We start from the raw sequence: 18,998 nt of genomic DNA on the forward strand, positions 1-18,998 counted from the left end.
ATTAACTGTTTTTGTAGAGTTCCAAAATTCTGTCTTTGTATTTTTCCGTAATTACATGTCGTTTCATCTTCATTAAGTTAGTCAGTTCATCACCAACCTCAAATGGTTTTGTAATGAGTGTTACGTACTGCACTTGTTCGAAGTTTTTGAAACCTGTTTTAACACTGTTAAAATTACGGACTTCTTTTTTATAAAAATCCACAACCTTAGGATTGGTGATTAGTTTATCAGGATTTTTTTCTGAAATTCCGTTTTCTTCTGCCCAAGGAACCAGTGCATCAAAGTCAGGAACGATGATCGCTCCAAGAACTTTTTGGTCTTGGCCCACAATCATCGACTGTTTGATATAAGGTGATTCATCAATTTTGTTTTCAATTGGAACCGGTTCTACGTTTTCTCCACCGAGAAGAACGATTGTATCCTTCGCACGACCTGTAAGAGTCAGTGTTTTTTTGAAGTTAATCATCCCGATATCACCGGTGTTCATCCAATTGTCCACTATGGTTTTTTTAGTAGTTTCAGGATTTTTGTAATATCCTTTCATTACCTGTGGTCCTTTGAGATGAACCACCCCTTTTACACCTAACTTACCAAAGATGATATTCTTTTTGTCGTCGATATGGCAAAGGACATTTCCCGCATCATCGCGAATTTGCACTTGGCTAAGGGGAACAATATCACCCACCGAACCCATAATCGGACGGTCAAAGGTTCGTGCAGAAATTACAGGCCCAGTTTCTGTCATACCGTAACCTTCAAGAACCGTGATTCCGATATCCATAAAAAAGGCATCCACATGTTTTTGTAGAGCACCACCACCAGAAAGTGTGGCACGTAAATGCCCACCAGTCGCCTGACGGATTTTTGCGAGTACAATGCGATCCAAGGTAAAGGAATTAAATAAAACTCCTAATCCTGCCACCACATACAAAGGTGTTTTGAAAGGACTTTCCTCTGGTAATCCAAATTGTGCTGCAAGTATAGAAAGGATAGTTACTGTAAATGGGCCAGTTAACAAAAGCTTTACGATAGAAAAAAGTGACAATCCTAACGATTGAATGATATTTCTTCCTTCATAATCTACCTCCCAACCTTTTAGGAAACGAATTGCCGCATGGTAATGTTTAGAAAAAAAGTAGGCAACTTTAAACAAAAACCTTCTAACTGGCGGAGTTTGTTTTGGGTCATTGATACGAGTGTAAATTCCGTTATAAATACTTTCCCAAACACGTGGAGCGGATGCCATAAAAGTTGGTCTTGCTTTTTGGATATCATTGCGAAGTTCTGTTACTTTTGTGTAGTAAGTAGAACCACCGTTGATTATGGCAAAATACTCCACAACTCGTTCAAAAATATGCCAAACAGGAAGAATGGACAATAAACGATCGTCAGGTGATACTTTGGCAACACGAGGAACCACATAATGCATTTGGTGAATCATATTGGAATGCATGAGCATGACCCCTTTTGGCATTCCTGTGGTTCCTGATGTGTAAATGAGTGTGTACAAATCGTCCGGTTTGATACCGGCCATTCGTTTTTCTGCTTCGCGTTTCCCTTTGGCACGCAAATCTCTCCCTTGTTCTAGGAGATCATAAAAATGAAGGATACCAGAACCCGATTTGAGTTTGGTATCTTTATCCATAATGATAACAGTTTTTACTGATTTGAGTTGCGATTTGTTGTTTTTATATTTTTCATAAACTTTATCATTTTCCACGAAAACAATTTTTGCTTCGGAATGATTCAAAATATAAACGATTTCAGAATCAGTAATATCAGATCCACGAGGAACGTTAGCTGCTCCTGCAGTTAACACCGCACAATCGGCGATGATCCATTCCTTACGGTTGTCAGCGAGAACTCCAACGTGTTCTCTAGCCTTAACTCCTAATTCAATGAGGGCTTCTGACAGTGCCAGCCCGTCTTCGTAAAGTTCCTTGTAAGTGAGGGCTTGGTAATCCTTTTGGGCATTCTTGTACCAGAATGCGGGTCTTGGACCGAATTTTTCTGCGGATTCCTTATAAACTTCTGCTAGGTTATTTGCCATATCTCTCCATCTAAAAGCGGTCTTTATGATAGGCCCTACTTTCAGATGGTCAAGAGAAATTTAGGTGTTTAGTCCCAGTGGAACCCTTCGCGTTGGTGTCCTTTTTTCAAATGGCGTTTGCGAATTTCGTGGAGTTTGGTCATTTGTTCGAGATTGAGTAGGTTACGAGCCGCAAGTCCCATTTGTGGGAGTAGGGTTTCGTCTTGTGTGTTGGCTAAAAACTGGTTGGTCTTCGTAAAGGAGCTTTTAAACTCCAAATTCATATCGGGATAGAAATCCATACAAGCCTCCGTGCTTTCCGGTTTCCGGGGTATTTGTTTTTAAGGTTCCTCAACCATCCGTGGTAAGTAGCCTTTCCCCAATATATGTATCGCCGGAAAATGAATATCCTGAAGTAAAAAATTTTGCTTGTACTATTTTTTTTTATCTGATTTTTGGTATTCGTTCATGACGATTCGATTGGAAAATTCTACTGGCAGACGAAACGGACGGTTCGTTGCTTATGAGTATGGGGAAGACCTGTTTGGCACTCTATATTTGAACAAATTTTCCGGTCGGGAAAAAGGTCGCCTCATCGACAAATGGAGATTAAATGACTTAGGAAGTCTCATTCGTGTTCTCGACACTGAGATTTCTCGCCGGGAAGAAGAAAATTACGAACGACCTCTTTTCCACTAATCCAACTTATCTGTTCCTAACCCAAAGGGACAAACGTTACCAAAACAAAATCCAATTCCTTACACAAAAACTTAAAAAAGTTTCTGTATTCAGGTTTATCACTTTTTTTTCTTTTATAACAGCACTTCTATTTTGTTATCTCAGCCACCAAACTTGGAAAGAGTATTTATATTCGCTTTTCATTCTTTTCCCTTTTTTGTATTTAGTTCAGTTATATTCTAAACGCAAAATTCAAATCCAATACGCCAAAAAAACAAACTCATTGATTTTAGAAGAACTCGCAAGACTTCGTGGTGAGTTTAAAAAAATTAAAACACGAGAAATTTGGGAGTATCCTGAACGTGTAAAAAATCATCCTCTTTCGATTGATTTGGATCTTTGCACCAAACAGGGGTTTTTGGGGATTTATGATACAACTGTCACGGAAGTGGGATTTCAGACCTACCTCAAACGCTTTTTACAAGAACCTATCGAAGATCCAAAACTCCAATCACGTGCAGGGGAAGTTCGAAACATCTTAAATAAAAATTCCACTTATGCTTATCATCTCTTACGAAAATTTTTGGTACCGGATATAGAACCCAATGAAAAAGTTTCCTTACTGCAAGTACAGAAGGAAGATTCCTTTTGGAAAAAAAGAAGGTTTTTAAAGGGTTTTTTCCCAATTTGGGGTGTGATTACTCCCATATATTTGGTTCTAGGACTGTTATTTGACTTACCTCTTCTCCCACTCCTTCTACTTGGCAACGGAATTTTGTTTGTGAGTTATCGTCGTGATTCTTTAAAACAATGGAAAGAGATTAAGGCACTTTCCTCTGGTGCTTCCCAGTTTCAAAAAACTTTTATTTATTTGGCAAAAGAAAGAAAAACCACCAAACAAATGATAGGCCGCATTTCATCACTCGGTGATTCCTCCGAGTTACTCATTTCTCCCTTACCCCACCTGATTCTAAATTTATTATGTTTATGGGATCTTTGGAAAATTAAATCCCTAGAAAAATGGAAAAATCAATTTGGAAATCTTTGGAATGAACTTCAAATTCAAATTTTAAAAACAGATTCCTTACTTCCTTTTGTGAATTTTGGGTTTTTATTCCCAGAGGCTCGTTTTGCAGAACTCACCGCGCAAGGAACTATTAGTGCAGATAGTTTAGTCCACCCTCTCCTTCCAAAATCAAACCGAGTGTTTAATCCTCTTACCCCGATGGAACCAGGAGACCTAATGATTGTTACTGGGTCTAATATGAGTGGGAAAACAACATATCTCAGATCCATTGCTATGTCTTTGTTACTTGCAGGTTCTGGAGCACCAGTGCTCGGCTCTAATTTTAAATTTCCAAAATTTAAAATTCATACATTGATTCGTTCTCAAGATTCAATGGAGGATGGAGTTTCCTTTTTTTACAGCGAAGTAAGAAGATTGTCTTCGATCATCCAATCAGCAGAAAATTCCGACCAAGTCCCCGTTTTATTTTTAGATGAAATTCTGAAAGGAACCAATTCTAAAGAACGTTATATTGCAACCAGAGAGATACTTTCTGTCCTAAGGGAAAAACAAACCATTGTATTTTTAACTACACATGATTTGAAACTGGCAGAAATTCCTTGGGCCAAGAGATTTCATTTCACTGAATTAGAAGTAGGTGGCCAAATGGATTTTGATTACAAAATTCGCGATGGTGTTTCCGGGTCCACAAACGCACTAAAAATTCTAAAAAAAGAAGGGATTCCGATTCGAAACGAAGAGGAATGAAGGTTAGTTTAAAAACTAAAAACCGAATAAAATAAAACTAAGTTATTCGTCATTTTTTCCTTCCTCTTCCTTCCCACCAAACAACGACTTAATTCCTTTCCATCCTTTTTGTACTCCACCAGTGACATTATCCACGGCTTTGTTTACATATTCAGACATGGCAGATCCTGCAATTCCACCAACGGCAGCACCGGCAGGACTTGCTAAAAAAATAGTTCCTGCATAGACAGAACCAAGCCAAATAGGATCGATAAATGGAGTTGAAACACCGTATGTTCCTCGATAAATAATAGGAAGTTTTAAGGCTCTTCCTGCAACTCCAGGAAAACCTACAGTGAATTTCATATCGATATTTTTATTAAAACCAATTTTGCCACCACCAGACCCAACAATCCCATCTGCTTTTAAATTAAAATTAGTTACTTCAATCGTTTCTTTTATATAACGAAAATCAAACTTGAGTTCGTTATACGGTGTCGCTTTACTAAAATCTACCTTTTTTAAATTAATTACACTTCCAATGGAACTGATTGGTTTTAAGATATTAGTATAACTTAACAATTCACCATTCATTGCGTTGATGTTCCCATTAATTTGTAAGTTTTTAATTAGTGCATCTTCTGTATCAGCAGGCGAATTTAAAACGAACTCGGAATCCAATTTTCCTGTAATGGGAGATATTTTGAAAAGATCGGATAAAATCGGCGCTATCGCTAAATTCTTAATGTTCCCTTTGATTTCGAGGCCCGCGTTTTTCCCCCATAGATAATGGCCTGTCCCAAAAGCCATACCTTCATAAGCTCTTAATTCATATTTCGTAATATTTAATTTTCTTTTTGCATAGTGCACGTTTAATTTCAAAGAATCTACATGAAAATCATTAGCGTTTAAATTTCTTAAATTAAAATTCAAATACGCATTCATTCTATTCACATAACCAGTGCTAGGAATACCTCTTGTTAAAATGGATTTTTCAAAATCCGGATCAATCCAAATTTTAATTACTTTAACGATACTTGGGACATCTAAATAGTCTGAAGTTCCTTCAAAAGAAATTGTTGGAGATAAAGGCGGTTTTAAAAAGTTAACATATCCTGATCCGTTTAACTTAGATTTACCTTTCCAATCCACAACGATATTTGCGAAAGATAATTTGTCTTCGCGAATGTCATAGTTCATGATTGTTGAAACTAATCCGTCGGCAAAGGTTTTACCATCTCTCAAAGCTAAATCGCGAATATGTAATCGATCAACAACTGCATATATTCTAGCTTCGTCCCTTTTATAAAATACGAAATTACCAGTAGCTTTTACAAATCGTAAATCTCCATTAGTGAATATAATCAATATATCATGAAGATCGATACCTTTTATATTTTGAAATGAAAACTCACCTTCTAACCTTGAAGATTCATAACTCATTTCTTCAGTAACAAATGTAATATTTGTACTGAATGAAATTGGTTCTTCATTTAGCTTACCATAAATATAAACATCTAAATTTCGGAGTTCTCGATCTAACTGAAACGTTGTTTCCCAAAGATATAATTTGATATTGCGCGAGTATAATTTGTCTTCAAAGAGAATCGTAATGTTTTTAATTTCGATTTGGTTTACAAAGCTTGCAAATACCTTTGAAAAATAATATTTTGTTTCTGATTCAGTTATTACTTCAGTAGAATTTTGGGATTCAATTTTTGAAGATTCCGATTTAGATAGAATTCGTTCAAAAATTGGAAAGGATTCGTTTTTTTCGCGAACCATTTCAACAGTCCCAGTATTGAGATAAATCTTTTTTATTTCTAATGGTTTTCCAATAAAAACACCATAATAAACTTCAATTCTAAGTTTGTGGACTTGAATTAACTCGTCGTTATTTTTGGAAACAGTAACCTGACCAAGCTCAATTCCAGGAAATGGAAAAAAAACTGGTTCCGACGATTGGTAATTCACCTCAAGGCCTGTTAGTTGGTTTGTCGTATCGAGAATTAATTTTTTATAATAGTCTGGATCTGCAATTAGTGGATACAGAATAAAAAACATAGTCATCGAAACGACAAAAATACATGTTAGCAGTACTTTACCGATAACACCTTTGATTTTGTCTCGAATGCTTAACTTCATTGAGTTTTTACTTCAATGGAAAATGGCATTTTACTCTACGTGTTTGCGTAGGAAATGTTTCCACAGGTTCTTCCGTTTTACAAATATCTTGAACAATAGGACATCTTGTATGGAATCTGCAGCCGCGAGGTTTATTCATCAAACTAGGAATTTCTCCAATTAAAGGCTGAGAGACTTTTGTTCTATCTTTAAGATCAAAACTAGCAGAGAACAAAGCCTTTGTATAAGGATGTAATGGTTTTTGTGAGATCTCGTCACGACTACATTCTTCAACAATTTGTCCTAAATACATGACAGCGATTCGATCCGATACGTGTTTTACTATGTTCAAGTCATGAGATATAAACAAATAAGATAGGCCAAATTTTTCACGTAATAACAAAATATTATTAATTACTTGTGCTTGGGTAGAAATATCTAATGCAGAAACTGCCTCATCGCAAACAACAAGACTTGGTTCTAAAATTAAAGCACGTGCAATGGCGATCCTTTGTCTCTGCCCACCACTAAATTCATGAGGATAACGATGTAAAATATCTGCTGGCAAATTGACATTTGCAAGTGCCTGGATTGCTTTTTCTTTTTTTTCTGACGTAGATAAATTAGGAAAATGAATTTGTAGACCTTCCGTAATAATTTCTTCAATCGTAAAACGAGGGTTTAGCGAAGAATATGGATCTTGAAAGACAACTTGGATTTTTCGTTTTAGTGCCTTTAATTCTTCTTTGGGAATGTTTTTAATTTCCTGATTCTCAAATTGGATAGATCCTGAATCAAAAGGTAATAAGGACAAAATGGCTCTTCCAATAGTGGATTTACCACATCCTGATTCACCAACAAGGCCTAAAATTTTTCCTTCCGGGATTGTAAAACTTACTCCTTCCACAGCAACGAGACGTTTTGAAGAAAAAGAAAGTGATTGGGATTGTTTATACGAAACTACCAAATCTTTTACATTAAGCACTTTCCTTTCCTCCATATAAAAAACATTCAACGGACTGGTTATCAGATAAAGAGATTACCTTAGGAATTGACTCGTGACAATTTGAAAGTTTATCATTACAGCGAGTATGGAATCGACAACCAGTTGGATAAGATTTAGGAGAAGGAACAATTCCTTCGATGGTCAAAAGTTTTTTGCCAATGTTTTCATGAGTTGGGTAAGCAGCGATTAATGCTTGTGTATAAGGATGTTTCGGGTTATCAATGATTTGACCGACACTTCCCTGTTCAATGATCCTTCCCGCATACATCACTGCAATCCGATCTGCTATATGACTCACAAGTCCAATGTCATGGGAAATAAACAGTACTGACATTCCATTTTCTTTTCGTAAGTCTTTTAGAAGTTCTATCAATTGTAATTGGATGGTAACATCGATGGCGCTCGTTGGTTCATCGGCAATTAAAATCTTAGGATCACACATAAGTGCCATTGCAATACAAACTCTCTGTAACATACCACCCGAAAATTGATTTGGATACTGTCCTAATCTAAGTTTGGCGTCTGTAATCCCTACCCTTTCCAATAAGTAAACTGCCTTTTCTTCTGCTTCTTTTTTGGTGCCAAGACCATGTAATATAAAACCTTCAGTGAGTTGGGTTCCAATTTTATGAAGTGGGTTTAATGCTGAAAATGGCTCCTGAAAGACATACGATATCTTTCTTCCTCTGACAGACATTAGATGCTCAGAGGACATTTTTAATAAATCATGTTTTTCAAATACAATTGATCCTGTCGGGTACGAAGTTGTATTAGATGGCAACAATTTAGTAAGTGCCAAACTCGTAATCGACTTTCCGCAGCCGGATTCTCCCACAAGAGCTAAAGTTTCGCCCTTTGTTAGATAAAAATTAACGTTATCGACAATAGGTAAAATTCCATCGTCAGTTTTGATTTGGATCGAAAGGTCATTTACTTGTATGGCTTTTTCAATTTCTTTCATTCGTAAGCCACCTTGTCTTTTGGATCAAATGCATCGCGGAGTCCTTCCCCTACAAATGCCGAAAACAAAATCGTTAAAAATAATGCAACTGATGGAAAGGTAATCAACCACCAAGCTGTTAACCTTTCTCTTCCTTGCCCGATGAGCTCACCCCAGGAAGGATTCGGTGCCGGAATTCCATAACCCAAAAAGTCAAGGGCTGAAAGAACAGAAATGGCAGAAATTAAAATAAAGGGTAAGAAGGTGACAAGTGGAGTAATGGAATTTGGTAATAAATGACGCATAATGATGGAAAACGAAGAGGCGCCGAGAGTTTTAGCAGCATCAACAAACTGCTGTTTGCGGAGTTTCAAAAACTCACCGCGCATATAATAACTAAGACCAATCCAACTTAAAGAACCATAGGTAACAATGAGAACCATAAATCCACGTCCGAAAAACGAACCCATAATTAGAATCAGATATAAAAATGGAATAGCAGAAAGTATTTCAATAACGCGTTGTAAAATTAAATCCAATCGACCCATAAAATATCCTTGGATTCCACCAATTAAGGAAGCTAAGATAATTTCAACGATGATCAAAATCAAACTAAAGGTCATCGCAAGACGGTATCCATAAATGATACGAGTAAAGACATCCCTTCCTCTATCATCTGTACCCATCCAATGGCGTAAGTTTGGTTTCGATGGAGGATTAGTTCCTTCTTCTAAACTATCTAAGTTATCTTCATTGACTCCAAAAGGAATGGGAGGAAATACCATATAGTTTTTAGAGTTTGTAAATTGTTCCTGTCTGTTTAATTTTTTATAATTTGGCTCTGTTAAATTATTTCCGCCAAATTTTGTTTCTGGGTAAAAACTAAAAATAGGAAAAGAAACTTTTCCTTCAAATACCACAAACAGTGGTTTGTTGTTTATAAGTAGTGGAGAAAACAAAGATAAAATGTAAGTATAAAAAAGTATTAACATCGAGTAATAGGCTCGTTTATTTTTTTTAAATTTTTCCCACTTACGAACGTTTGCCGGGTTCGATATAAAGTTCATTCGAAATCTATCCTCGGATCAATGAGTATATAACAAAAATCAGAGACAATCTTTCCAATAAGACCTAAAAAACTTTGTGTTAAAAGTAACCCCATCATTAAATCTGTATCTCTTTCTCTTACAGCTTCAAAACTTAAAAGACCCATCCCATCGATATTAAAAACCAACTCTATGAATAACGATCCAGAGAAAATTAAAGTTAAATTACTTCCGAAACCGGTGGCAATGGGAATGAGTGAATTACGAAAAGCATGGCGAAAAATTGAATCGGAAAAACTTAGTCCTTTAGAAACAGCGGTCCTAACATATTCTTTGGCAATCTGATCGAGTAGACTGTTTTTCATGAGTAGAGTCAAAACTGCAAAACTACCTACTACATAACAAATCACAGGTAAGAACATATGCGTTAGGCGATCATTTACTTTTCCCAAAAAACTTAATTCTTCGTAAAAATCTGAAACTTCATGACCCAATGGAAAAAAAGAAAAAACTTCTCCCGATGCAAATAGATACAAAAGTAACATCGCAAAAGCAAAAACAGGAAGTGAATATGTGAAAAAGATTATAAAACTAGAAATAAAATCAAATCGACTTCCTTCTTTTAATGCTTTTTGAATTCCCAGAGGAATACAAATTAAATATGTTAAAAAGAATCCAGACAGACCAAAAAAAAGAGATACAGGAAGTTTTTCTACGATGAGTTCGGATACCTTACGAGAGTGTAGTCTTGATTCACCCAAATCAAATTGAACAATTTGTTTGAGCCAAAGTATGTAGGCTACCGGAGCAGGTTTATCTAAGTGGAGCCTTTGTTTGATAAGCTCAATTTCTTCCTGAGAAATTTGTTTGGTGGATGCACCAGCTAAATTTCCAGAACCTTTAAGTTTTGCAATTTCACTATTGAGTGGGCCACCCGGCGCAAAATGGGAGATCAAAAAAACAAGGAAAGTGATTCCAAGTAAAGTAGGAAAGATGAGTAAAAAACGTTTTAAAAAATATTTCCACATATCTCAGAACTCCCACCAGTCTTTCGGCTTTTTATAACCTTTCAATTCTAAATATCCTTTGGCTGACTTTTTTTGGAATGTATCTTCAGCTTCCACTCCACCTTCCCAGTAGATTGTCGATGTGGTTTTGCTTCCATCAAACTCTTGTTCACTGAAAATAGGAGAAACCTTCCATTCCCCACCAGGATATTTAATTTTCCAGTGGAGTGGGTATTCTATTTTTGTAACAGGACTTTTCCAATAAGGTCCAATGGGTTCCATTTGGATTTGGCCAGGATCTTTCCAGTAGATAGTTTTTCCTTCGGGGTTTCGATAGGTTCCAAAAATTTCTGGAAAAGATGTGTTCGATTCTCGAAACCGAAAAAAAACATAATCTCCGCCGGAGCTGTCCGATAAACAGATCCAATCCCAACCCGTTTCTCCGGTAGCAAGTGTTGGTAAGGACTTCGATTTTTTTTCACTCCATTCGTGATCCATCCAAGAAGTTCCAGAAATAATGGTTTCCTTTTTTCCGTTCAGAACTAAATGTCCAGTTGTAATGAGTCTCGGATAACTATAATAATACGAAAAGATATTAGGGTTTCTGTTCGACTTAATGGAAATACCATCTTTACCGTGTACTAAAATTTTTCCGCTTCCTTGTAAGTCCAAATTGATACTTAAATTTTTAGATTTTGACCCTGCTGTAATCTGGAACTTATCTTTCGAAATAATATTTAAATGGTAGTCACCGCTATAAATGGATTGATTTGAATAACCAGCAAGATCACCTATACTCCGTTTAATGGTCTGTGAGGATTGATGTATTTTATTTGAAAAATCGGAAATTGCAAAATGAACAGGAAATATTTCGGCATTCCAGTCCGAACCATCAGATAGTTTTAAACGAAAAAAAGACAATTCATATCCATATTGATTCCCGTTGGCAGACTCCAGATGACCTACGAAGTAACACCATTCCAATCCGAAATCAGAATGGAAACTATGGTCTTTTGGGAAGGTAAAATGAAAAAAACTAAAGGATAGGATTAAAATTATTACTCTATTCATCAGGTAAAGATTCCCACTTCTTCTCAAGTGGATGGATATGAAGATAAGTTTCTTCAATTCGTTTCATTTTCTCAATTACATCTTTCATTTTTTTCTTTTGATTTAACTTTCGATATAACTGAGCCAGGTTATATAAATTAGATAGGTTAGAGTCGTTAATGGAATGTGCTTTTTTCCATTCGATTTCTGCTTTTTCAAACATCTCTACTTGGTAGTAACAATAACCGAGAACCGAATGTGATTTAAAATGATTGGTTTTAAATTTATTATATGATTCCAACAAACTAATGGCTTTTTCAAAGTTTCCACTATATGCAAGCGCTTTCCCATAAGAAAGTTGTGTGTCTAATTCACGTGGTAAAATCTGATGAGCCTGTTCATAATAATCGACAGCTTCTGAAAAAAGTTTTTTGCGATAGGCCTCATCTCCCTTTGCCTTAATCAAATTAAATTCGGGCAACATAGGAGAAAGTTGAAGGCCAAGTAAAGTGATATCATCCATTGGGTCTGTACCCATTGTAAATTCTTTGTGATTGGTTAGAATGGTTTCTACAGTTTCCTGAATGGATTTATCTGCACAAGATTCAATGATATGAATGAGTTTCTCTTCTCCAAAAGCTTTTCCCTTATCATTTTCCGCTTCAGTTAAACCATCCGTGTATAAGAATAATTTATCACCCGGTTCTAGTTGGATCTGAAAGTCTCGGAAAGTATCACCGGCATCGGGAAACATTCCAAGAAATGTTCCATCCCCTTCGCATATCTCAGCTTGTTTGGTACTGGCTCGGTAAAGAATGGGCCTTGGATGACCTGCTATAGAATATAACACCCTATAGTCATCGTGAATCAAAACATAAACACAAGTTGTATAACCTTGTTGTTTTACTAAATCCAAAAGTTCTCGATTGATTAATTTGAAAGTTTCCGAGGGTTTTGGTTTTTTATAATTTGAAAATAATAACTTGGATAAAGCAGTGATAAAAGCAGCAGGAACTCCATGCCCCGAAACATCGCAAACTGCGACTCCCAACTTATCCATATTATACGGAAAGTAATCATAATAGTCCCCACTGACTTCTTGCATAGGAACAAAAGCAGTCCAAAATTGGATTCCATTCCAATCAGGAATAATTTCTGGGATAAGACCCTTTTGGATGTTTTTAGCGAGTCTTAAATCCTTCGCCATCGAAAGTTGTTTTTTCTCTAACTCTTGTTTGAAAGATTTTAATACTTCTACAGCCGCTTCCAAATCACGATTTTCAATCGCTAACTCACGAGACTTCCCAACCACATCTTTGACATCCACAATTGAAATTTCTTCCAACTGAGAATCCATCCGAGAAGTGACCATAACTCTATGCCGATGATTTACATCATCCTTTGTTAAACGAGAACGAGATAAAAATAAACTGTCATCTTCCCATTCCATTTCATATTCATTGGACTCAGCACCAAAAAGTATATCGTCCCCTAATTCTTTGTGAGAAACATGGATTCCAAAAAGTTTGGTTTTAGTCATTCGGATAGAAAAAGTTTTTAGTTCAAAAAGGACGGCAAGGCCGTTTAACATACCTTGAAAAAAGACCGCATCATACCATTTTTCTTGGTATTCTGGCAAATAAGTAAATACAAATATTACCTTTTGTTTAGATGTTGGTTTTACGTTTAAATAAACTACTCTCGTTAGGCGACCAATTAAAATGGGAAGCCGTTCGATCATCTCCCCTAAATCAATCCTAGAGTCATCTAAAGGAAGCAATTCATAAGCATTGGTAATGAGACTTTCTGTTCCTAAATGGTATAAAATCCCGGATATATCGATAGACTGGGAAACAGTTTGAATGATTTTATCTTCTAATTCTTGCGAGATCCAATAGTTAGGATCTTTTAAAATTCGATTGTAGATGGTATCATCTAAAATTTCTGGAAACGGGTTGGTATGCCTTGGTAGATGATATTCACGTTGAAATACTTGCACAAGTCCTGAGACACGTTTCGATGATATTTCTCTTCCTGAATGCAGTTTCAAAACCCTCCCACAAGTTTCCTTTCGGTATGAGAAAAATAAATTTCAATCGATCCCTAGGCAATAGATTTTTCAATGGAGATATGATTTGGTATCTTCGTGTCTTTGGCGTTTTTGTTTTAGTTTTTGCAGTGGCAATATTGCGACAAAGTGGAACTCAATTAGAAAGGACATGGGAAGTCACAAATAAACAGGAAATTGTACAAAAAGTTCTTTATGACTCATTCCAACCGAAAGCATCTCGATTGCCTGTGGTAGGTGAAAGTTGGGAAACCAAAATTATGGGAGAAATCGTAAAATGCACTACAATCGCTTCCAATACACAAGGTCTACCTGAGTTTCAAATTTCGGCAGAAGGTTTCAAACACTACCGGATCCTAAAGGAATCCTATCGGTTGGAAGCAATTCAGAACGGCGTTCGCATCCACGGAAAATGGGAAATGGAAACAAACCCCAACCTAATTTCCAAACTTCTATTTCTATTTTTTAGCGATGCAGACCTAGACCATATTGCATCTGGAAAACAAAAACTATTTTAATAATTTTATTTTATACTTTCGAGTAAAACCGAAGCCATCACCATCACACCTTCACTTCTTCCTAGTGAGCCCATTCCTTCAGATGTGGTTGCTTTGATCGACACACAGTCTAACGGTAATTTTGTGATATTTGCCAAAGAAGCGTTTAGTTCTGCCCGAATCGGGTTGATTTTAGGATGATCTCCTACATAAGTACAGTCAACATTTACTAACTTGAATTTTTTCTCTTTGATCAGTTCTAAACACTTATCAATGATCCGAGTGGATTTCATATTTTTGTACTGAGGGTCCGTATCGGGAAAATGAACTCCAATATCTCCAAGGGCTAAAGCTCCAAGAATTGCATCAGCCACAGCATGTAAAACTACATCGGCATCACTATGACCAAGAAATGCAAACTCCGACTTTACCTCGACACCAGCCAAAACTAAAGGCCGAAAAGGTTCATGGATTAATTTATGAAAATCGATTCCGTTTCCAATTCTAAACATAGATCCTACTTTTTATAACTCAATTCTAACATACGATTGACTGATTTTTGTGCGAGACGAATCACTTCTTCATCTAAAAAGATTTCAAATTGTTCTTTTAAAAGCGCATCTCTTACTTTTTCCAAAGTAATTTTTTTCATGTGTGGGCAAGTTTGGCAGGTGGAAACAAATTCTTTTTCAGGGAATTCCGCACGAAGGTTATCACCCATCGAACATTCTGTCACAAGCATAATCTTATTAGTTTTGCTTTGTCTGATAAAATCCACCATCTGCGAAGTAGATCCTGAAAAATCGGCTTCTTTTACCACATCTTCATGACACTCAGGATGAGTGATAACAGTAAGACCTTCACTGAACAACCGCTTTGCGGAACGAATATCTTCAGGTGTATACATTTCATGCACCATACATCGACCAGGGTGCGAGATAATGGTTTTAGAAGTTTGGTTTCGCACATTTCCTGCTAAGTATTCATCTGGAAGGAAAATAACTGTGTCACCTTCTACTGCATTTACAATTTGCAAAGCATTTGCAGAAGTACAACAAACATCGGTTTCTGCTTTTACTTCCGCCGAACAATTAACATAAGTTACAACAGGCACTCCAGGGTATTTGGATTTTAATGCTTTAACGTCGTCTCGAGTGATGGACTCAGCAAGTGAACAACCTGCCTTAGGATCAGCTATTAGAACTTTCTTTTCTGGAGATAAAATTTTAGCAGTTTCTGCCATAAAATGAACTCCATTAAAAAGGATCATGGCTGACTTTGTTTCCTTTGCCATTTTAGAAAGATACAACGAATCTCCAATGATATCAGACACTCCCCAAAAAACATCGGGTGTCATATAATTATGCCCAAGGATCACCGCATTTTTTTCTTTTTTGAGTTTATTGATTTCTTCGGTTAATGGAAGAATACGTTCTTCAATTTCGTGTGGAAGATAAATGGGGTTTAATTTTTGGACCAATTGGTCTTTAGTTACCAGTGACATATTGCACTCCTAAATGAATTTATAAAAACGGATCAGAACGAAGGATGGTATTTGTTTCACTGAGCCCGGAATCGGCAGGGGGAACTTCATTTTCTAAAGACCCACATTTGTTCAAATTTTCTCTGTAAGTAATTTCCGCTTGAGAACTCCCTGTTCTTTGGACTTTGCGATAGTCCGAGTTAGTATTAAAAGAATTCCGATTACATGCCTTTGTTACATTATAAGTTAAGTTTATTTTTGTAAAACAATCGAAGTATAAAATGGCTACTGCATCTGTATTTAGTTCTTGCGGAAGGATCTCTCCCTTAACACGAGAAATTAGGCCTGAACAAACCGCAGCACTAGAATCTGGTGTGGCTACACAATTTGCTTCTGATGAAATAAACCTTTGACAAGCCGAATCAATGGCTGTCCCTTGCGATAAGATCGAAGCAAGTAATTCCGCATTTGAATCTTTTTTGGATTTTTTTGTACAGCCACTTGCCACAAAGACAATGCCCGTTATCAAAAAGAAAACCATCACTTTCCTTTTCATACTGATTCTACTTTCCCTCTTTTTGAGTGGACTTGTCTATATCCTTTTTCTGAAAAAATCCATCGAGAACCCAAAACAATCTTCCTACGACTCTCGATCTGAGGTCTACTGGCAGAGGTTACAAAATCGTCCCGAGGTCCTCATTGGACCCGGTTATCCGCAAGATTTACGCGATTTTTTAGAAACAATGCGAGGAAAAGAATCTTATCTTTGGAAGGGAGACAGAGACAAAACCTATGAATATTTACTCGAAACCTATCCAGACGAAAGAGGCCATGTTCTTTATGCTGTATATGTTGCTTTTATGAATTGGAAGGAAAAAAGTTTGGTGGTAGAACAAAAAGAGGACCTTACCTCTTTTGAAAAACTAACAGCCGTGAATCGCTTAACAGAAGAAATATTTCCTCTTATGATTCGCAATCTCATTTTTCCAAAACATCCTACTTCTCCGCCTGTTTTACTTCTCTCCTTTCTGGACGATTATGTTCAGAAAAATCCCTACAGTTATTCTAGGGAAAGGAAAAGAATCTTTCTAAAAAAGAAGTGGGAACTTTACCAAAACGAAAAATGGGAAATCCAATCTTGGGAAAGCCCTATGTTTCTTCGCCAAGTAGTAGAACTAATTTACTCCAGGGAAATTTTAGAAATGTCCGAAGAGGAAAAAACTTCTTACCGCAACGCAAAATTAGAGGAACTGAAAGCCGATTTTTGGAATTGACAAGACCTAATTGTATCCCCCATATAAGTGGGGTTATGAAACAAATTCTTTTCTCCTTTCTCTTAGTAGGATTCTTATTCCAATGCAGTAGCAGTCCCAAACGACTTGACAATGCTGATGATTATATTTCCGACTCAGGTGGGCTAACTAGCCAGGAATTAGTAAAAGCTGCAGACAAACTTGCAGGTCAAATTGGGGAATACTTCAAAGAAAACCCACATGAAGAAGGTGTCTTCGTTGCTCACTTTCCAACTCGTAACGATACTTCGGAACAAATCCAAACCGAACTTTTTGACAATGCCTTTGTTTCCAAACTCATAAAAAGTAAAATTTATACAGTAAGAACAAAAACAAGAGAACAATCCCTCAATGAGATTCAGTTCAGTTTGTCCGGACTCACTTCTAATAGACTATCCATTGGAAAACTCAAGTCTCCCAACTTCTTTGTTCGTTGTGAAATCAATGAAAACATGTTTACTTCTGATGGAGAAAAAATTGTAGAACAGTCCATCAACATTGAGCTTGTAGAAGTAGAAACTACAATTGCTGTTTGGTCTGAAAAAGTTTCCTATCGTAAATTAGCTGTTCGAGGAAATAAAGGGGTTAGTTGGTAATCCCTACCCGTCTTTCATGAAAAAAATTATTCTCTTTCTCTCTCTTTTCATTCTCGGTTGTGCCAGTGATTATAACAAAATCATCAAAGCAACCGAGTCCGCTTACTATGGACAAGATTATGAATCTGCCATTCCCAAAATTAGAGAACTTTATGAAGGTTCTTCCAATAAAGATAAACTTCTATTTTTAATGGAAGCCGGTATGATTTTTCATACCAAAGGAGATTATGTAACCTCCAATAAGGTTTTCAAAGAAGCGGAGGACATAGCAGACAATATAAAAGTTAGTATGACACGGTCAGGACTATCGTTTATTTTATCTGATAACGAATCCAATTATACCGGAGAAGACTTTGAAAGGGTAATGATTAAGTTCTATATTGCGAACAATTACCTCCTCCAAGGTGATATGAATAACGCTAAAATTTATTTTCGAAGATTAGACTTTGAATTAAAAGAAATGCGTTTTTTGGCACCGGAATATCGACAAAACAATGCTGCACGTCTTATCGATGCCTATGTTTCCGAAAAATTGGGCCGCTACAATGATGCAAGGGTTCAATATAAAAATATGGAACAAATCATTGGGAAAAGCCAAAACCTATTGGCCGACAGATACCTGTTAGCTGTTAGAGAAGGAGATTCTGGAGATCAATCAAAATATGCAGCAGGTAGAACTAGTTTACAGGCTTACAATAACTCAATGCAAAAAACATCTCCAGAAAGCGAAAAACTTTCCGAGGTAATTATCATTCACGAAGCAGGAAAGTCAGCCATCAAAATGTCCAGGGGAAAACTCATGGAAGATGAATACTTTGCCGTTGCTTTGCGAGGTGCTGTAGAAATTGGGTTACGAGCAAAAGGGGCAGGTGCTTCTCTTGCGGGTGCGATTGCAGCACTTTCCATTGCAGAAAATCCCATTCCTGTCTATAAAGAAAGAGATCCGAATGGTTCTCTTCCAAAGAAATATTTTATCAATGGTGTAGACGTTGGTTATTCAGATATCATGAATAACTATTCTGAAACTGCTATGAATAACTTTAACGAAAGTTATAAAACTCTGATTACCAAGAACCTAACTTCTTTGTCTTTAAAAGTTGTGGCGGCAGTGATTGCATCGGAGGCTATGGCTCGTGCCATCGAATCAGGTGGCAAAACTAAAAATAATGATTTAGTTTCTGGACTCATCCGCGTTGCGGCTGGTGCGGCTGCCGGGCTTGCCGTTTCACAAACCATTGCACCAGACCTACGTTGTTGGAGAACCATCCCTGCAAACTTCCAAATCAAAAGAATCCTATTGGCACCGGGAGAATATGACTTTAAGGTCGAATCTCCAGGTTCGGTGGTAACCGCTGCACCTAAAAAACTCTTAGTAGAGGCCAACAAACCGCTGTTTGTTTCAATACGCTCCTACACGAATTAACTCACC

18 protein-coding genes are annotated in these 18,998 nt (G+C 36.8%); 6 read left to right on the forward strand and 12 right to left on the reverse strand.

What is annotated here, in order from left to right; all coding sequences use genetic code 11:
• Position 1: 1 nt before the first annotated feature.
• Complete coding sequence (locus tag EHQ31_RS16550) at positions 2-2,050, reverse strand: AMP-dependent synthetase/ligase (RefSeq protein ID WP_135572121.1); 2,049 nt, start codon at positions 2,048-2,050, stop codon at positions 2-4.
• A 68-nt stretch (positions 2,051-2,118) separates the two neighbouring features.
• Positions 2,119-2,331, reverse strand: a complete 213-nt coding sequence (locus EHQ31_RS16555) for a hypothetical protein (RefSeq protein WP_244247444.1) — start codon at positions 2,329-2,331, stop codon at positions 2,119-2,121.
• A gap of 166 nt (positions 2,332-2,497) precedes the next feature.
• Here EHQ31_RS16555 and EHQ31_RS18985 point away from each other — a divergent pair, with 166 nt between their 5' ends.
• Positions 2,498-2,728: a hypothetical protein gene (locus tag EHQ31_RS18985; RefSeq protein ID WP_004785568.1), complete on the forward strand. Its 231-nt coding sequence runs from the start codon at positions 2,498-2,500 to the stop codon at positions 2,726-2,728.
• A 229-nt stretch (positions 2,729-2,957) separates the two neighbouring features.
• Positions 2,958-4,481, forward strand: a complete 1,524-nt coding sequence (locus EHQ31_RS16565; protein WP_135574004.1) for a MutS-related protein — start codon at positions 2,958-2,960, stop codon at positions 4,479-4,481.
• 42 nt (positions 4,482-4,523) lie between these two features.
• Here the strand turns inward: EHQ31_RS16565 and EHQ31_RS16570 are convergent, their stop codons facing one another.
• From EHQ31_RS16570 to EHQ31_RS16600, 7 genes are read right to left on the reverse strand one after another with little or no spacing between them, the layout of a single operon-like run.
• The gene (locus EHQ31_RS16570; protein WP_135572123.1) at positions 4,524-6,605 is read right to left on the reverse strand and encodes an AsmA family protein; all 2,082 of its coding nucleotides are present in this window, start codon (positions 6,603-6,605) and stop codon (positions 4,524-4,526) included.
• A gap of 7 nt (positions 6,606-6,612) precedes the next feature.
• Positions 6,613-7,569, reverse strand: a complete 957-nt coding sequence (locus EHQ31_RS16575) for an ABC transporter ATP-binding protein (protein WP_135572125.1) — start codon at positions 7,567-7,569, stop codon at positions 6,613-6,615.
• The gene (locus EHQ31_RS16580; RefSeq protein ID WP_135572127.1) at positions 7,562-8,551 is read right to left on the reverse strand and encodes an ABC transporter ATP-binding protein; all 990 of its coding nucleotides are present in this window, start codon (positions 8,549-8,551) and stop codon (positions 7,562-7,564) included. The genes EHQ31_RS16575 and EHQ31_RS16580 overlap by 8 nt, the downstream gene beginning before the upstream one ends.
• Positions 8,548-9,597 carry an ABC transporter permease subunit gene (locus tag EHQ31_RS16585; RefSeq protein WP_135572129.1) on the reverse strand — a complete coding sequence of 350 codons (1,050 nt, stop codon included), beginning with the start codon at positions 9,595-9,597 and terminating at the stop codon, positions 8,548-8,550. The genes EHQ31_RS16580 and EHQ31_RS16585 overlap by 4 nt, the downstream gene beginning before the upstream one ends.
• On the reverse strand, positions 9,594-10,604 hold the full coding sequence (locus EHQ31_RS16590; protein ID WP_135572131.1) for an ABC transporter permease subunit: 1,011 nt from the start codon (positions 10,602-10,604) through the stop codon (positions 9,594-9,596). Before EHQ31_RS16590 ends, EHQ31_RS16585 begins: the two co-directional genes overlap by 4 nt.
• A gap of 3 nt (positions 10,605-10,607) precedes the next feature.
• Positions 10,608-11,654 carry a lipocalin-like domain-containing protein gene (locus EHQ31_RS16595; RefSeq protein WP_135572132.1) on the reverse strand — a complete coding sequence of 349 codons (1,047 nt, stop codon included), beginning with the start codon at positions 11,652-11,654 and terminating at the stop codon, positions 10,608-10,610.
• Positions 11,647-13,632 (reverse strand): SpoIIE family protein phosphatase, encoded by a 1,986-nt coding sequence (locus EHQ31_RS16600; RefSeq protein ID WP_135574006.1) that lies wholly within the window; start codon positions 13,630-13,632, stop codon positions 11,647-11,649. Before EHQ31_RS16600 ends, EHQ31_RS16595 begins: the two co-directional genes overlap by 8 nt.
• Positions 13,633-13,763: 131 nt before the next feature.
• On the opposite strand from EHQ31_RS16600, the gene EHQ31_RS16605 reads away from it, so the two are divergent.
• A complete protein-coding gene (locus EHQ31_RS16605) occupies positions 13,764-14,219 on the forward strand; it encodes a hypothetical protein (protein ID WP_135572134.1) in 456 nt (151 codons plus the stop codon).
• A 5-nt stretch (positions 14,220-14,224) separates the two neighbouring features.
• On the opposite strand, the gene ispF is transcribed toward EHQ31_RS16605, so the two are convergent.
• Genes ispF through EHQ31_RS16620 form a run of 3 tightly spaced genes read right to left on the reverse strand, consistent with a single transcriptional unit; the run spans position 14,225 to position 16,237 of the window.
• Entirely contained in the window at positions 14,225-14,710 is a 486-nt protein-coding gene (gene ispF, locus EHQ31_RS16610) for a 2-C-methyl-D-erythritol 2,4-cyclodiphosphate synthase (RefSeq protein ID WP_135572136.1), read from the reverse strand.
• Positions 14,711-14,715: 5 nt separating this feature from the next.
• On the reverse strand, positions 14,716-15,702 hold the full coding sequence (gene nadA, locus EHQ31_RS16615; RefSeq protein ID WP_135572138.1) for a quinolinate synthase NadA: 987 nt from the start codon (positions 15,700-15,702) through the stop codon (positions 14,716-14,718).
• 19 nt (positions 15,703-15,721) lie between these two features.
• Positions 15,722-16,237 (reverse strand): hypothetical protein, encoded by a 516-nt coding sequence (locus EHQ31_RS16620; RefSeq protein WP_135572141.1) that lies wholly within the window; start codon positions 16,235-16,237, stop codon positions 15,722-15,724.
• On the opposite strand from EHQ31_RS16620, the gene EHQ31_RS16625 reads away from it, so the two are divergent.
• Genes EHQ31_RS16625 through EHQ31_RS16635 form a run of 3 tightly spaced genes read left to right on the forward strand, consistent with a single transcriptional unit; the run spans position 16,197 to position 18,992 of the window.
• The gene (locus EHQ31_RS16625; RefSeq protein WP_135572143.1) at positions 16,197-16,955 is read left to right on the forward strand and encodes a hypothetical protein; all 759 of its coding nucleotides are present in this window, start codon (positions 16,197-16,199) and stop codon (positions 16,953-16,955) included. The genes EHQ31_RS16620 and EHQ31_RS16625 overlap by 41 nt on opposite strands.
• A 35-nt stretch (positions 16,956-16,990) precedes the next feature.
• The gene (locus EHQ31_RS16630) at positions 16,991-17,569 is read left to right on the forward strand and encodes a hypothetical protein (protein ID WP_002977008.1); all 579 of its coding nucleotides are present in this window, start codon (positions 16,991-16,993) and stop codon (positions 17,567-17,569) included.
• Between the two features lie 16 nt (positions 17,570-17,585).
• Positions 17,586-18,992 (forward strand): COG3014 family protein, encoded by a 1,407-nt coding sequence (locus EHQ31_RS16635; RefSeq protein WP_135572145.1) that lies wholly within the window; start codon positions 17,586-17,588, stop codon positions 18,990-18,992.
• Positions 18,993-18,998: the final 6 nt, after the last annotated feature.

It is taken from the genome of Leptospira montravelensis (assembly GCF_004770045.1).
GTDB lineage: Bacteria > Spirochaetota > Leptospiria > Leptospirales > Leptospiraceae > Leptospira_A > Leptospira_A montravelensis.